Genomic DNA, 14,718 nt, shown 5'->3' on the forward strand with positions numbered 1-14,718 from the left:
TCGTATGCTTTTTATGTTTAATATTTAGGCTTAAATGTATGACAACAAGTCTCTACACTCGTTGCTACAGAACTTTCTAGCGTCTCGTTTGTTAAAACAGCAGCTGTATATGAATCATTTTCAGTTTGACCAGTTTCATCTGCATCAGGCTGAACGATGATCGCACTTGCTTGACAAAAGTTACCTTGTCCCCAAAAAGAACAGTTGGAAACAGAACATCTTACTTCTGGCATAAAACCCCCTCCTTATACATTAGTGTGGGATTTTACGCCCATTTCATGTGTAGAAGGAGTTTCCTTTTCTCGTTACTTTTTCGTTTGCTCAAGCCATTCTTTTAATTTGTCTTTCGGCTGTTCACCACTAATACGGCTCACTTCTTTGCCATCTTTAAAATAAATGATTGTTGGTGTACCTTGAATTTTATATTCATCCCAAGGAGCATCTAATTTTTCAATATCCATAACTTTCATATCAACGTTCAAGTCTTTAGCCATTGGCACTACGACAGGAGATAATTTTTGGCAATGAACGCAAGAGGTTTGATAAAAGTATACTGTTTCTTCTTTTTTCTCTTTTAAATTCTTTTGAAGATCTGAAAGAGAGATTTTATTTGTGTAGTAGTCAGGACCATCTGTTTGACTACCAGTAGCACCTCCTTCTTCCATTTTTTGGCTGGTAGTAGTTTTTTCTTCCATTTGTGTTACAGCGAAAATTGCCGCAAACAAGGCGATAATAATACCACCAAATATGAGCATTTTTTTCATTCTTTCATCTCCTTATTTGTTTTTGATGACAATAAAGCTACAAACAGCGATTGTAATAAAGCCGATAAGTGCTAAAAACGGGATTGTCACAAAGCCGAACCAGTTTATGTATTCTCCCGTACATGGTACACGTCCACAAGCTGCCCCAGCAGCTGAAAATGCTGCGACTTTTTGAATTGCATAGTGATATAAAGAAATACAAGCACCAATAGTTGCGATTGGTAAAGAATAATTTGCGATGCGATAGTCTTTCTTTGCCACAGCGATACCGAGCCATAAAACGAATGGATACATAAAAATACGTTGATACCAACAAAGAACACAAGGCTCAAATTTCATGATTTCGGAAAAGTACAGACTTCCTAGTGTAGCGATAAAAGAAGCTCCCCATGCGGTAAGTAAAGCATATTCTTGCTTTTTTTCTCGTCCCATATTTTATACCTCTCTTATAATAGTTACATACTAAATTATAGTATGAAGTGGTATGGAAAAGAAAGAAAAAATATGTTTATCAATAAAAGTTTTATAAGGAGAAACTTTTATTGATATAAATATTTTAAAAAAGCGCCATTCTCCGGAAGAGAATAGCGCTATAGTTTACATTTGAATTTGTTCTACTTCTTCTACATGAGACTTTTGGGATGCGTGGTCAATATATTGAAATAGGAGCTGCAATTGTTTATCAACTTCTGGGAGTTCTTTACTGTATTGATAAGCGTGTAAAAAATGCTCAATACGCTTAGAAAATAATTGATCGTTCGTTTGAACCATGAGAACGAGTAATTTATCCCAATTACAGCAATACGTGTAATAGAGAGCTTTATCATAGTCGTTATATGTTTGCACTGTGTACCCTCCTTACCGAGAGTTATATATAGTGTGTGATAAGTAAGGAGAAATACACTTGAAAGAATTTGTTAAGAAAAAAAGTGAATGAAAAGAAAAAACGAGGAGTTTCCTCGTTTTTTAAGCTTTTGGCATTGGCGTAGGTGTTGGTTTACCATAGCCTTCTTTGTATTTATTATCGATATAGTTACGAATTTCAAGCGTTGATTTTCCTTTTTGTTTCATGGAAGCAGATTCAACTGCGATTTCTAGGCAATTGACGCAAGTCGTTGCGTGGGAGTCCCAAACAACTTCACCATTCTTTTTAATTTCACGAATAAAGCAGTTTTTATTATTTTTATGTCCTACACTTTCACCGCAACCACAATAGCATGGAATCCAATCTAATAGCTCTGCATTTTGTCCAGCGACAGTGTAGATATCTTTCATTTGTGGATCAAGCTTATCTAGGAAGGTAGGAAGTGTGTCGACTCCTTTTGTTTTCTCTTGAATGTCAGCTTGCTGAGTGTGCGATGCGTGGTCATGTTCTTCTTTTTTTGATTCAGAAGATTTTTGGTCATTTGTACCAGTACTTCCGCATCCAGCAAGAATTAAGCTTAGTACTGCAAGTAAAGAAAATACATACTTTTTCATTCGCTTGTCCCCTTTACAAATGTATTAATCAAATTGTATCAGAGATTACGGTGTATCGGTTGAAGATTTTTTTGACTGATTTTTGAAGCGCCATCTTAGCGAATGGAATAGAAATAAAATTGGGATATAAGCGTATACAATATATAAACCCGCTTGAGATAGTACGGTATTTAATGTGTTGATACTTTCACGGTTTGTGAAAAGTAGAGAAGCTGAAAATATGATGAAAATAAAAAACGGTAATGTAAATTTAAATGAAATATGAAAGGAACGCTTCATCGTTTGACATGATGACCAAATGGTTAAGCAAAGGTTTGGTAAAATAATTAAAAACCAAACGAAAATAATAATATATTCAAAGCGCTGAATAAAAGGAACTTTAATTATTTTTAACATCGTTAAAGTAGGCCAAATAGTACGGTTTAATTGACCCTCACTATAATACATAAAAGATACGATAGCTAAAACTACATAAATTAAGGTGCTAAAAGCAATTCCAGCATGGGCCCATCGCTTTAAAAATTTTCCTTTTTCAATAAAGGGATAAAAGATAAGAATTGTTTCAAACCCTAGAAATTCCAATGCAGAGTGTTTTGCAGATATAAGCATGTCAAAAGGTGAATGTGTAAAAATAGGTAAAATATTACGGAAATGAGCATATTTCATTGGATAGATTAAAAAGAATACAACGAAAATAGGAAGAACAATACCCCAAAAACATATCCCTGTCACAGAACGGAAGCCACCTTTTATAATGTAGTAAGTGACTAACAAAAACATAAGCGTAAGTTTCCATAACTTAATGGTAGGGAAAATCCAAACTTGTATCACTTCCATATATGTACGAAGAACAGTAAGGCAAAATAATAAGCAATAAAGAGTGAAAATTACAGAAAATATAGAGCCAAACCACTTTCCAAAGGTTGTTGTATGGATACTAATTAAATCTCCGTCTTTTTCAAGCATTTTTAACATACAAAACAGCACAATATGAGTTGCAATTCCCGCAATAATAAGAGAAATCCAGGCATCATAACCAGCGTTTTTTAAAATTACACGTTGATATCCGAGAATTCCTATACCAATCTGGAGAGAATGCAATAAAATAAATGCAAAATATGGAGAGACTGTCTTTGTTTTATTCATTGTATTCATTGCTTATTTCACCTCACTATTCTCCGATTCCAGATTGTACAATATTAAGATCTAAATTTATATCCACCGCTACATTTTTATACATATTTCGAATTTGTTTTATATTCCATTTTCTCGTATGGCTTCTAATTTCATCTCGTATTCCTAAAGGATCAATTTCCTTTTCTTGAAATTGTTTTATTAAATCTTCACAGTCTTTTTCGACATTTCGTTCAATTTGTTTTTTTATATAGTTGATATTTGTTTTTTTTCTTAGATCAATCCAATTAGGAGAGTTTTTAATTAATCCATTTAATTTTAAATGGATTTTTACTTTTGGTATGTCGCCAGTTTGATCTATATCATACTTATTTTCCCCAGCTAAGTTTTGTATAACAACCATACCTTTATGTTTATCCTTTGTTATCGCTGCTTCGTAACGTCCATTTTTCGTAGGGTTAATAAGTAATTTTGCTAAAACAGAATGTCTTTTATCCGTATACATGACGACTTTATCGCCTTTTAAAAAGGCAAGTCCTTTGACAGCGACAGAATGATTATCGTCCATTTTAATATAAGGAACATAGGCATCACATACAGAAGAGTAATAATTATATAAAAAAATGTTTAATTCAGTTTGTGGAATGTTCTCATTTCTTATATTTTGCTCGAGTAAATCAGCAATATATAAAGACCCATTTTTTTTTCCGTAATTTAAAAGCTCTTCAGCCGATCCATCTACAATTGCTAGTTGTACATCACGCCCGATATTTGGGTCACGTTGTAAGTTAGTAATAATCTCTCCCATTCCGCGTTCCCCTAGAGCCTTTCCAAATAGGACGACACGCATTTGACCTACAACAACATTGTGAGGAGATTTCGCATTTAATCGTGAAGCAATTGTTTCAAGTGAACGGGCAGATGTTGTTTGCGTCTCTGGTTTAGACTTTACACCATGTGTGTACTCTGGGAATAGAATAGTTCCTTGGAATTTTTTGTTTTTTGTGATGTCAAATCCAGCAATATGAATAATACGCTGTGCATCCACTATATACGTTTGTGTACAGCCAGTTTGTAAAACGAAGAAGATAATGATAAGGTGCAATAAAATTTTTTTCATTCATTCTCACCATCACGTTTTTGCTTCGATTTGTTTGGATTGTAGCGCCATTTTGATTTTGGTCTAAGAAAAGAAGGTCTTTGTGCCGTTTGACTAAATGGTAATCGAAGAAAACCTTCTGCTGTACCTAAACCACGAAATGGATATAAAGGTAATAAATAAGGTGATCCAAGTGATTTTAATTTAATTAAATGAGCTAAAATAAATACAAATCCGACAATAAGGCCTAATCCTCCGAATGCACCGGCTAAAAGAATAAGAGGAAAGCGTAACAACCGGATAGTAGAAGACATCTTTACAGTCGGTGTTGTGAAAGATGCAAGAGCGGATAAAGCAACTGCAATTAATAAAATTGTACTTGTCAAAGCCGCTTCAACAGATGCTTGGCCAATTACAATCCCCCCAACAATCCCAATCGTTTGTCCAACTTTTGTCGGTAAACGCGCTCCCGCTTCACGAAGCAATTCGATTGTAATTTCTAAAAAGAGTGCTTCTAGAATAGGAGGGAAAGGTACGTTAGCTCTCGAGAAAATAATAGGACCTAGTAAATCGGCAGGAATCATTTGATAATGATATGTTAAAGCCGCTGTATAAATAGCGGAGGAAAACAGAGAAAATATAGCTCCGAAAAAACGAATAATACGAAAGAACGATCCAATCATCCACGGTAAATAATAATCTTCTGGTGAAATGAAAAAATCCAGTAACGTTGTTGGTCCTGATAAAGCATATGGAGAGCCATCTGTTAAAATTAAAACTTCCCCGTTAATTAACGCAAATACAGCTCGATCTAATCGCTCTGTAGGTAATAAAACAGGAAAAGGTGAATTGCTATTATCACTAATAAATTGCTCAATCATAGTTGAATCAAATGGGACATCAAAGTCAATGTCTTCTAGCCGTTGTATTGCGGTGTTGATGAATTGTTCATTTGTAATTCCTTCTATATAAGCAACTGCTACTTTCGTTTTTGATATAGATCCGACGGTAACTTCTTTAAAAATGAGTTGCTCCGTTACGATATTTCGGCGTAATAAGTGGATATTTGTATCAAGGTTTTCAACGAAACCGATTTTAGGCCCGATTACGCTATACTCATTTTCTGTATCGTTATATAATCGTTTTCCTAAAACAGTACTTTCGGCACGAATTAAAGCATATTGATCAGGATTCGAATTGTTTTTTAATCGTATTAAAATATATCCACCTAATAATTTTTCACGAATATCATCAATAGAAGGGGAGGTAATAATGTCTTCAATAGAGATGATATTACATAAATCAGAGATGTTTTGGATTTGTTCCGATTCCTTTTTTATAGGAGTTAAAATGAATTGTTTAATAATAAGTGCTTCCACGACAGATTTATAATAAAACAAGCACAACGTTTCATCTTTAAGTATGTTATAAGAGACAAAATCGCTTGATTCTTTCATGGTTTGTATAAATTCTGGAATAGAACAAAGTGTTTTTGTATTAGTCTTTTTTGATTTCTTAGATGATAAACCGAACATTTTCTCACCCCTAACTTACATCATTTACTTGTGTTAGTTTTTGGGAAAGACGGGAATTTATACTTAAAAATTGAAAGTTCATAAAGAAAAGGAAGAGTGGTGAATGGCTCTTCCTTTTTAGCATTTTAATTTGTTTTTTGTTCTTTAATAGACTTCACTAATTTCATCATTTCCGCTCGTATATCTTCTTTTTTTACATTTAATTTTTCGGCAATTTGTTTAATGTCCATTCCATCTTTTTTCATTTTTAATACATCGTCAAGAGGGGTATTGCTTTTTTGAGAGATGATTGTTAACACAGTAAGATGACGCAATTTGATGTTATATTCTTTCATTTTTTGCTTTAGCTGATCCGGTGTGGATTTTTGCATAGTTGCTAACTGTTGTAGCAGTGCTTGCTTTGTTTCTTTATTCATATGATGCTTTTTCAGCTTACTTGGATCTACACCGAAATGCTCGGCTGTTTTCTCCCAAGATTTATTTTGCTTATAGTAAGCTAAAACATCTTTTATTCCTTTATTACTAATTCTTGCAATATGAGCAGCTTTCCAAATTTCATGTTTGTTATAGCCGATTTTTTCTAGCGATTGCATTTCTTCTTCTGAAATTGGTTTATGGTGATGCATTGTTACTGCTTTTGGCGTGGCAGCGGATGTAGGGAAGGTGGATATCCCGCATAATAATGCTGCCATAGTCATACAAACAGAGATTTTTTTGTACATGTAAACTCCTCCTAGATGGATAATGTAGAAAACTGTACACATATCATTTCCATAAAATGTGAAATACTTGTGAACAAGTTAAGTTTTTTTATTCACAGCATAGAATGACGTTTTTAGAAGTTTTCCAACATAAAACATTGATTAATAGTAAAAAACTAAGGTATAATCGAAATTGAAAATCAATATCAATACTAACGATAAACTTATACATATAGATAAAAATAAGGGAGAGATAAATATGACTACATATACTTCCATCGCTAATGTGATTAAAGAAAGACGCTCTGTTCGTACATTTACAGACAAAGCAGTAGAAAAAGATTTATTAATTGAACTATTAAATGATGCAACATGGGCACCTAATCATAAGCACCGTGAACCATGGAATTGTAAACTATACATCGGAGAAGGCCGCAAGAAATTAGTAGATGCAGTATTAAATTCTTTCACAGAAGAAGAAAGAGCGAAACGCGGTAAAATTTTATCAGATCGTTTCTTAAGCACGCCTGCACAAATCGTTGTATATATAAATGAAGATCCGCGTCAAATTCAACGTGATGAAGATTACGCTGCAACATGTGCATTTATGCAAAACTTCCAACTTCTTGCTTGGGAACGTGGATTAGGTTGCGTTTGGAAATCAGGCGGATTAAACTACAATCCATTATTTATAGAAGGAATCGGTTTAACAAGAGGCCAACGTATCGTTGGAATTCTTCATATCGGCTATTTCGATAAAGCGCCAGAAGGAAAAGCTCGTACTCCGATTACGGAGAAGATGGAGATTATTGAAGGTTAATAGATGAGACATTCTCGTTTTTGCGGGGGTGTCTTTTTATTATGCAATCAATCCTCATGAAAGCTTGTTTTTCATCATACACTTTCTTAAGGGAAAGTGTAAGGAGGGAAAATAATGAGAGCAAGTGACGATAAAGCACTGCAATATGCGATTGCGGAAATTACGGAAATTGCGACTGGATTTGGGCTTGATTTTTATCCAATGCGTTATGAAATATGTCCAGCGGAAATTATTTATACATTTGGTGCATATGGGATGCCGACAAGGTTTTCACATTGGAGTTTTGGAAAACAATTTTTCAGAATGAAATTACAATACGATTTGGGACTTAGTAAAATATACGAACTCGTTATTAACTCTGATCCATGTTACGCCTTTTTATTAGATACGAACTCTTTAATTCAAAACAAATTAATTGTAGCGCACGTTTTAGCACACTGTGATTTCTTCAAAAATAATATTCGTTTTTCAAATACGAAGCGAGATATGGTAGAGAGTATGGCGGCAACAGCGGACCGTGTGAAAGCGTATGAGCATAAGTACGGAAAAGCAGAGGTAGAAACATTTTTAGATGCCGTACTTGCCATTCAAGAGCATATTGATCCGTCGCTTATGCGTCCGAAGCTCGCATGGAGTATTGATGATTTAGAAGAGGACGAAGTAGAAAAGAAAAAGGTATCACAATACGATGACTTATGGAATTTAGATAACCGAAATAAAAAACAAGAACGCTCTAATATACGTAAAAAGAAGAAAATCCCGCCGCAACCAGAGAAAGATTTACTCCTCTTTATTGAAGAATATAGCCGTGAGCTAGAAGATTGGCAGCGTGATATATTAACGATGATGCGTGAGGAAATGTTATATTTTTGGCCGCAGCTTGAAACGAAAATCATGAACGAAGGCTGGGCGTCCTATTGGCATCAACGCATACTTCGTGAAATGGACTTAACATCTGATGAAGCAATTGAATTTGCGAAATTAAATGCGGGTGTTGTACAGCCATCAAAAACAAGCATTAACCCATACTACCTTGGGATTAAAATGTTTGAAGATATTGAAGACCGTTACAACAACCCAACAGAAGAAATGAAACGACGAGGCGTAAAACCAGGATCTGGCCGTGATAAAATGTTTGAAGTACGCGAAATTGAATGGGACGTATCGTTCCTAAGAAACTACTTAAATAAAGATCTTGTTATGCGAGAAGATATGTACTTATTCCAGCGCCAAGGAAAAGAATATAAAGTAATAGATAAAGAATGGGAGAATGTGCGTGATCAACTCGTAAATATGCGGACAAATGGTGGGTTCCCGTACTTAGTAGTAGAAGATGGAGACTACTTAAAGAACGGAGAATTATACATTAAACATAGTTACGAAGGAATCGAGCTCGATTTAAAATACTTAGAAAAAGTATTACCATATCTTCATCAGCTATGGGGAAGAACGGTGCATATGGAGTCCATCGTGGAGAGTAAGGGCGTTGTGTTTTCTTATGATGGGAAGATGGTGCACCGGAAGTATGTGTGAAGTTATCTAAAGTGAAGTATTAATTAAAGTAAAATGGGTAACTTGAAAAATAACGGGGGAAATTCCCCCGTTATTTTTATCTATTCAATGTTATATTGAGAGTCGAATATCCAAACTTATTAAATAAGTATAAGAGATTTTGGCCATCAATTAGTGTAATTGGCTTATCTTTTATAAATGTGACAGAGTCTTTTCCAAAAGAACTTGTTGTTACTAAAATTCCTTTTGTTGCACCTTCGTGAAGCATAGTTCCATATAAATCACGTACTGCGGATACAGGAACTGTCATATTATATCGTTTTGCTTGAATGATAAACTTTCCACCTTTAATTGGATCAGGATCAAAAGCAATAGCATCTACTCCGCCATCACGAGTAGCCTGTGTTACTTTGACTTCGGCACCATCCTCATTAAACATTCTTTCAAACAATTCTCTTACTAGATGTTCAAAGTCTTCCCAATGCATAGTAGCTAAGTTGTCCGCAGAAGTAAGGTTAGCTAAAACCTCTTTGGATTCCACAAATCGTTTATCATTTGTTTGTAGAGTCATGATAGGTTTAACAGGAGATAAGGTTGTAAGCTTACCTGCAAATAATCCTTTTAGACTTTGAATACATTTTTTATAGTCTATTCTGTCTAATTTTATAGGTTCAAATTCTTCACGAGACGCTTGGACGGAAATAATATATGAAGTAGAATCATTGCCAGTTGCTTCGTCTATATAACTAATCCATCCATTAAAGACAACGATATTTACATCGTTGTTATATACAGCTTCAAAAATCTCGTGAATTGTTCTTAATGTTATTTGAAATATTATAGACTCATAAAATTCCTCGAAATCCTTCTTTTTCATTTCGACTGATTTTACTTCTTTTCTTGTGGCAATATATTTATACTCAGTGATATTTGGAAGTAAGGTTGGGTTAGGTAGTTTATATGATATAACTAGTGTATTTAAATCTTTTCGAAACTGTACATCATACTCTTTCTCAATCCCATCAGGGTAAAGAGAGTTTTCTAATACCACATTTACATACTTCTCAACTGCTTCAGGTTCCCCTAATTCAAATTGCTTTTTCCAGTTCGTAATATTGTCATTGTATTGTTGTTGTTGTTCAAATTCAAATGTTTCTTTTTGCTGAAGGTGTTTTTTGAGAGCATCTTCTTTCTGTTTTTCGTATGTATCATAAGTTTGATTATATTCTTCTAATGCTTGTTCATAAGCGTTATTTGCCTGATTTTCTAGTTGAATTCTTTTACGTTTGAGGGGAGATATGAATTTTTCTAATATTCCTTCGGTTGGAACTTTATATGTATGTTTAAAAATATTTAAGGTAGGTTTTGGTGTATTAAAGGGTTCATAGAAAAATGGTGGATAACTGTCGTATTTCTTTTGAGATTCCCAATCTAAGGTGTCGTCAATTTCGAGGGTAGCATTTAACAGGTTTTCATATTCACGGATTATATCTTGGGCAGCAATTGTATCAAATTCTGCTTGCATTTTTATATCTTGAATCTTTTCTCGTTCACGTTGCTTCACTTCAACTTGTGCCCATTTTTGTTCTTGTTCTTGTATTTTTAGATTCAATTCCCATGGAGACGCCGCTTTAATTAGTTTACTTTTTCCTAAATAGTCATTACTAATAGTTTTTTGATAATGGTATCGACTTGCCATGCATACACACCCTTTACAAGTTCAGAATATCTTCTTCTATATTTTACCTACAGGATAAGTAAGAGTAAAGATATGGGAGACAGGAAGTTACAAAGTTTCTTGATGCTGTACTCGTAATTCAAGAACACATTGATCCCTCATTAGTGCGAAATAAACTATCTTGGTAAACGGATGATATGGATGTAGAAGAACAAGAAGAAAAACAGATTAAGATGATTTGTGGGGTTAGATAATAGAAAGAAAAAACAAGAACCGCAAATTATTCGTAAGAAAAAGAAATTTCCACCACAATATGAAAAAGGTTTATTGCTGTTCATTCAAGAATATAGTCGGGAGTTAGAGGAGTGGCAGCGAGATATTTTAACGATGCTGCGAGAAGAAATGCTTTACTTTTGGGCACAAATGGAAACAAAAATTATGAATGAAGGTTGGGCAAGTCTGTGGCATCAAAGAATTTTACGAGAAATGGATTTAACTTCAAGTGAAGCTATTGAATTTGCAAAATTAAATGCAGGTGTAGTTCAACCATCGAAAACAAGCATTAATCCATACTATCTAGGAATTAAAATGTTTGAACACATTGAAGAACGTTATGACAATCCGACTGAAGAAATGAAACGAAGAGGAATTAAGCCTGGATCGGGTAAACAGAAAATTTTTGAGGTGCGGGAGTTGGATAGTGACACATCATTTATTCGTAATTATTTAACGAAAGAATTGGTTATGCGAGAAGATATGTACTTGTTCCAAAGACAAGGAAAAGAGTACAAAGTTATAGATAAAGAATGGACACATGTACGAGATCAGCTTGTAAACATGAGAACAAATGGTGGATTTCCATATTTGATGGTTGAAGATGGAGATTACTTAAAAACTGGTGAACTATACTTAAAGCATTATTATGAAGGAATTGAACTTGATTTGAAGTATTTGGAGAAAGTATTGCCGTATATGTATCAATTGTGGGGAAGAACCGTTCATATGGAATCAGTTGTGGAGAATAAGGGTGTTGTGTTTTCTTATGATGGGAAGATGGTGCATAGGAAGTATGTGTAATAGGTGATGATAGCTATCATTATTGTAGAGGTTTTGCTTTTTGTAAAAATACAAATGTTTTTTCATAAATTGAAGAGGCTGTCCCAAAAGGTGCTTTTCAGCCAAAATTGAATAGAAAGTGAAAGGCAGAAACGTTGATTTAATAACGTTTCTGCCTTTTTTATTTCATGTGATTTCACTTCGAAAGAGACTTATGAGACAGCCTCTTTTTAGTTTGTTATGATTTTTAACTGCTAATATATTGAATTTAAAGCTTATAACACAAAATCTGTATTATTGAGTAGGGAACTTGAATAGCAACAAGGAGAGGCGTAAAGGTGCTTGACAATCAATTGATGTGGGATTAGTGAATTCATAGGTTCTTACTAGTATTTCTAATAATTATTTAAAAATGCTGCTTAACATGACAAATTACTACAGTATTTTAGTAAAATAAGGAATAGAGGTGAGGAGCTTGGATTATAAGCAAAAGGTTTTGGAATCATTGATTAAAGATACTGCAAATGAAAATTATGAAGAGTTCATCAGTAACTTAAGAGATGAAAAAAGCGAAGAACTCATTGAAGAGTTATTACAATTACGACCTGATGAGGAGGGAGGCAGGATAGCTTTAACTGGTTTTTATTATCAATTTCTAGTGTGCTTAGAATATTGGACTCAAATGTTGCAAGGAGAATGGGATTTTGTAGCTTTAGAGTTACACGAAGATATAGTGGTTGGAAAGGGAAATAAACTGAGATTTATACAAGTTAAATCGAGCAAAGAAACAGAAAAATTTTCAAGTGGGACAGTTTATAAGAGGTCGAAAGTTAAAGATAAGGATACAAAAGCTATTTTATCTGAAATTAATGATAGTTGGCTAGACAAAATAATAGGTAAAGCAAGGAATTTTAAAAAGCAAGATGGCTATGAAACGGAATTTGAGTTAGTTACGAGCTTTGTAATAATGGACTCTGGAGGCAAGCCAATCAAAAAGTATAGGACCACAGATTTCCCAAAAGACGTGAATGAAAATGATTATTTAGTTAAGTTCATGAAGGAAGAAAAATTAAAAGATAGGGATAATAATAAAATTTGTTATGAAGAAGAGAGTGGTGAAGATATAATTTCTTTACTCTCAAGATTTCATATCATAAAAAGAGCAGACTTGGCTGCTGTTAAATATTATGAAAATCATATACTTATGGTTTTGAATGAGAAGCTTGGAGAGGGAGCAAGCTTAAATCAAGAAGATTTAATGATGTTAGTTGGTCGTTTAATGAAGATGTGTAATTTGTATGAAGAAAAACTAATGCTATATATTTCTGAGTCTGAATCGAATGAGTTATTACAAATTTTAGAAGATAAAGCGAATAAAAGAGCAGAGAATAGATCGCACATTAAAGGAAGTATTACAATTATTGATGAGGTTTTTGCTAATCTTACACAACAATTAAGTAGTATGGACCTTTATGAAGAAGTACAGGAGTATATTTCAGCGTATAAAAAATATTTAGTGGAATGGATAAATGATGGTGGAACAACCCGTGAGTTAATTAATCGTTATTTAGATGGAGATCGGTATTCTTCCATATTTAAAATAGAACATATTGATCAGCAAAAAATTCGGTTGTTGGAACTGTTTATTGTGAATTTATTATTAATACTGGCTTATGGTGATATTTCGAAATTCTCAGTTCAATATCAATCACTACTGGTAAAAGAAATTCAAAATAAGCAGATTGGATTTCTTAGTTTAAACAGGGGGGAAAAGATTGAAAAAGCAATTGAGAAAGCTGAATACTTATTGCGGAATTATGAAGATATTAGATTTTTATTAAACCCACCAAAAACAATTGTTCAGGGAAAGTTTATTAATAATCGAGCTGCACCCTTGCAAAAAGAATTGGATAAGAAAGATATCGATATAAATGGATTAAAGGATTATTTTAAGTTGGATGAAGTTAATATGGTTCTACACATTATACCTGGGGGGATGTTTGAATCTGAATTTGATAATCTATTCACGTTTAATGATATGGAAGAGTTAAAAGGACATTTAAATTCTTTATGGGGAGGTTTATTGTAAATTGAATGCATACGAGATAACTTTTAAACGTTTAATGGAAAAAGGATTTATAAAGGAAAGAGAAAGTGTTCTTAGTCATCTAGGTGTAACAATATTAAAAAAAGAGCACTTAAATGTCATTATTCAAAATTTGGACATAGGTATGGAATTAAAGGATATAAAAGAAGAAGTAATTCGAATGAGAGAAAAATTGCACCAAGTACAAATCAATGTTTGGAATACTTATTATATACTTTGTGCGGATGAGCAAATTGTAGATAATGAAAACTTATTCTTTATTGAAAGGGATTCCACGGGTTTGAGAAAGTATGTTGTTAAAGAAGAAGAGGATATAAATAGGATTCCTTTTCTTGATAATCAACCAGTTAACAGAATTGATAATCCAATTAAAATCAAGGACAGTATGTCAAAAAATGATAAAACTATAGATTTTTTATTTAATTTCATTGAGGAAAATAATGGGGCTGAACAGATTATTTCAGATGAAGATATTAATGAAATGATTGATAGAATAGTATAAGGAGACTGGGAATGTGAATATAAATAAGGTAACTACTCAGCCACCTTTTGGTGTCTTTTTTTAATTTTACTAGTTTCATATGCCTCCCATTTGTAAATACTGAGTATATCAAACAGGGGGGTGAATAGGATGGTCGATCGAAAAATCATTTTAGATGCATATAAAAAAGGACCTGAAGCTGTTATTTCTTTATTTGAAGAAACATTCTCTAAGTTAGAAAAACGGATTCAAGAACTAGAACATGCTTCAAAAAAAAACTCTACAAATAGTCATAAACCACCTTCTACAGATGGTTTGCGTAAACCTGTTACAAAAAGTTTGCGCAAATCCT

15 protein-coding genes and 1 pseudogene are annotated in these 14,718 nt (G+C 33.5%); 6 read left to right on the forward strand and 10 right to left on the reverse strand.

What is annotated here, in order from left to right; all coding sequences use genetic code 11:
- Positions 1-17: 17 nt before the first annotated feature.
- From ATL10_RS27055 to ATL10_RS27095, 9 genes are all read right to left on the reverse strand, one after another.
- Positions 18-233 carry a DUF1540 domain-containing protein gene (locus ATL10_RS27055; RefSeq protein WP_001115481.1) on the reverse strand — a complete coding sequence of 72 codons (216 nt, stop codon included), beginning with the start codon at positions 231-233 and terminating at the stop codon, positions 18-20.
- A gap of 72 nt (positions 234-305) precedes the next feature.
- Positions 306-764 carry a thioredoxin family protein gene (locus tag ATL10_RS27060; RefSeq protein ID WP_110497860.1) on the reverse strand — a complete coding sequence of 153 codons (459 nt, stop codon included), beginning with the start codon at positions 762-764 and terminating at the stop codon, positions 306-308.
- A gap of 12 nt (positions 765-776) precedes the next feature.
- On the reverse strand, positions 777-1,196 hold the full coding sequence (locus ATL10_RS27065; protein ID WP_000532261.1) for a disulfide formation protein C: 420 nt from the start codon (positions 1,194-1,196) through the stop codon (positions 777-779).
- A gap of 165 nt (positions 1,197-1,361) precedes the next feature.
- Positions 1,362-1,610, reverse strand: a complete 249-nt coding sequence (locus ATL10_RS27070; RefSeq protein ID WP_001195459.1) for a YhdB family protein — start codon at positions 1,608-1,610, stop codon at positions 1,362-1,364.
- A 120-nt stretch (positions 1,611-1,730) separates the two neighbouring features.
- Positions 1,731-2,243, reverse strand: coding sequence for a PCYCGC domain-containing protein (locus ATL10_RS27075; RefSeq protein ID WP_000761026.1), 513 nt, complete (start codon positions 2,241-2,243; stop codon positions 1,731-1,733).
- Positions 2,244-2,288: 45 nt separating this feature from the next.
- Positions 2,289-3,398, reverse strand: coding sequence for a GerAB/ArcD/ProY family transporter (locus tag ATL10_RS27080; RefSeq protein WP_110497862.1), 1,110 nt, complete (start codon positions 3,396-3,398; stop codon positions 2,289-2,291).
- Positions 3,399-3,414: 16 nt separating this feature from the next.
- Positions 3,415-4,497, reverse strand: a complete 1,083-nt coding sequence (locus ATL10_RS27085; RefSeq protein WP_044783313.1) for a Ger(x)C family spore germination protein — start codon at positions 4,495-4,497, stop codon at positions 3,415-3,417.
- The gene (locus ATL10_RS27090) at positions 4,494-6,011 is read right to left on the reverse strand and encodes a spore germination protein (protein WP_072939951.1); all 1,518 of its coding nucleotides are present in this window, start codon (positions 6,009-6,011) and stop codon (positions 4,494-4,496) included. Before ATL10_RS27090 ends, ATL10_RS27085 begins: the two co-directional genes overlap by 4 nt.
- 125 nt (positions 6,012-6,136) lie before the next feature.
- Positions 6,137-6,733 carry a hypothetical protein gene (locus tag ATL10_RS27095; protein WP_142670015.1) on the reverse strand — a complete coding sequence of 199 codons (597 nt, stop codon included), beginning with the start codon at positions 6,731-6,733 and terminating at the stop codon, positions 6,137-6,139.
- Positions 6,734-6,971: 238 nt separating this feature from the next.
- Between ATL10_RS27095 and ATL10_RS27100 the strand changes: the two genes are divergently transcribed.
- On the forward strand, positions 6,972-7,532 hold the full coding sequence (locus ATL10_RS27100) for a nitroreductase family protein (protein WP_000214819.1): 561 nt from the start codon (positions 6,972-6,974) through the stop codon (positions 7,530-7,532).
- A 114-nt stretch (positions 7,533-7,646) separates the two neighbouring features.
- Complete coding sequence (gene spoVR, locus ATL10_RS27105; RefSeq protein WP_110497866.1) at positions 7,647-9,065, forward strand: stage V sporulation protein SpoVR; 1,419 nt, start codon at positions 7,647-7,649, stop codon at positions 9,063-9,065.
- Positions 9,066-9,141: 76 nt separating this feature from the next.
- Here the strand turns inward: spoVR and ATL10_RS27110 are convergent, their stop codons facing one another.
- A complete protein-coding gene (locus tag ATL10_RS27110) occupies positions 9,142-10,743 on the reverse strand; it encodes a restriction endonuclease (protein WP_110497868.1) in 1,602 nt (533 codons plus the stop codon).
- Positions 10,744-10,811: 68 nt separating this feature from the next.
- Between ATL10_RS27110 and ATL10_RS27115 the strand changes: the two are divergent.
- From ATL10_RS27115 to ATL10_RS27135, 4 genes and pseudogenes are all read left to right on the forward strand, one after another.
- A pseudogene (locus tag ATL10_RS27115) lies at positions 10,812-11,799 on the forward strand (SpoVR family protein); the annotation flags it as partial.
- A 454-nt stretch (positions 11,800-12,253) separates the two neighbouring features.
- Complete coding sequence (locus ATL10_RS27120; RefSeq protein WP_181419348.1) at positions 12,254-13,867, forward strand: dsDNA nuclease domain-containing protein; 1,614 nt, start codon at positions 12,254-12,256, stop codon at positions 13,865-13,867.
- 1 nt (position 13,868) lies between these two features.
- Positions 13,869-14,387 carry an ABC-three component system middle component 1 gene (locus ATL10_RS27125; RefSeq protein WP_110497872.1) on the forward strand — a complete coding sequence of 173 codons (519 nt, stop codon included), beginning with the start codon at positions 13,869-13,871 and terminating at the stop codon, positions 14,385-14,387.
- Between the two features lie 129 nt (positions 14,388-14,516).
- Positions 14,517-14,718: DUF6444 domain-containing protein (locus tag ATL10_RS27135; protein ID WP_258375812.1), on the forward strand; the 202-nt coding region annotated here is incomplete at its 3' end.

The organism is Bacillus sp. 196mf (assembly GCF_003217275.1).
Classification (GTDB): Bacteria; Bacillota; Bacilli; order Bacillales; family Bacillaceae_G; genus Bacillus_A; species Bacillus_A thuringiensis_S.

Coding starts and splice junctions, on each gene's coding strand:
- ATL10_RS27055 (WP_001115481.1), bottom strand. CDS start 233: ATGCCAGAAGTAAGATGTTCTGTTTCCAACTGTTCTTTTTGGGGACAA.
- ATL10_RS27060 (WP_110497860.1), bottom strand. CDS start 764: ATGAAAAAAATGCTCATATTTGGTGGTATTATTATCGCCTTGTTTGCG.
- ATL10_RS27065 (WP_000532261.1), bottom strand. CDS start 1,196: ATGGGACGAGAAAAAAAGCAAGAATATGCTTTACTTACCGCATGGGGA.
- ATL10_RS27075 (WP_000761026.1), bottom strand. CDS start 2,243: ATGAAAAAGTATGTATTTTCTTTACTTGCAGTACTAAGCTTAATTCTT.
- ATL10_RS27080 (WP_110497862.1), bottom strand. CDS start 3,398: ATGAATACAATGAATAAAACAAAGACAGTCTCTCCATATTTTGCATTT.
- ATL10_RS27085 (WP_044783313.1), bottom strand. CDS start 4,497: ATGAAAAAAATTTTATTGCACCTTATCATTATCTTCTTCGTTTTACAA.
- ATL10_RS27090 (WP_072939951.1), bottom strand. CDS start 6,011: ATGTTCGGTTTATCATCTAAGAAATCAAAAAAGACTAATACAAAAACA.
- ATL10_RS27095 (WP_142670015.1), bottom strand. CDS start 6,733: ATGTACAAAAAAATCTCTGTTTGTATGACTATGGCAGCATTATTATGC.
- ATL10_RS27100 (WP_000214819.1), top strand. CDS start 6,972: ATGACTACATATACTTCCATCGCTAATGTGATTAAAGAAAGACGCTCT.
- spoVR (WP_110497866.1), top strand. CDS start 7,647: ATGAGAGCAAGTGACGATAAAGCACTGCAATATGCGATTGCGGAAATT.
- ATL10_RS27110 (WP_110497868.1), bottom strand. CDS start 10,743: ATGGCAAGTCGATACCATTATCAAAAAACTATTAGTAATGACTATTTA.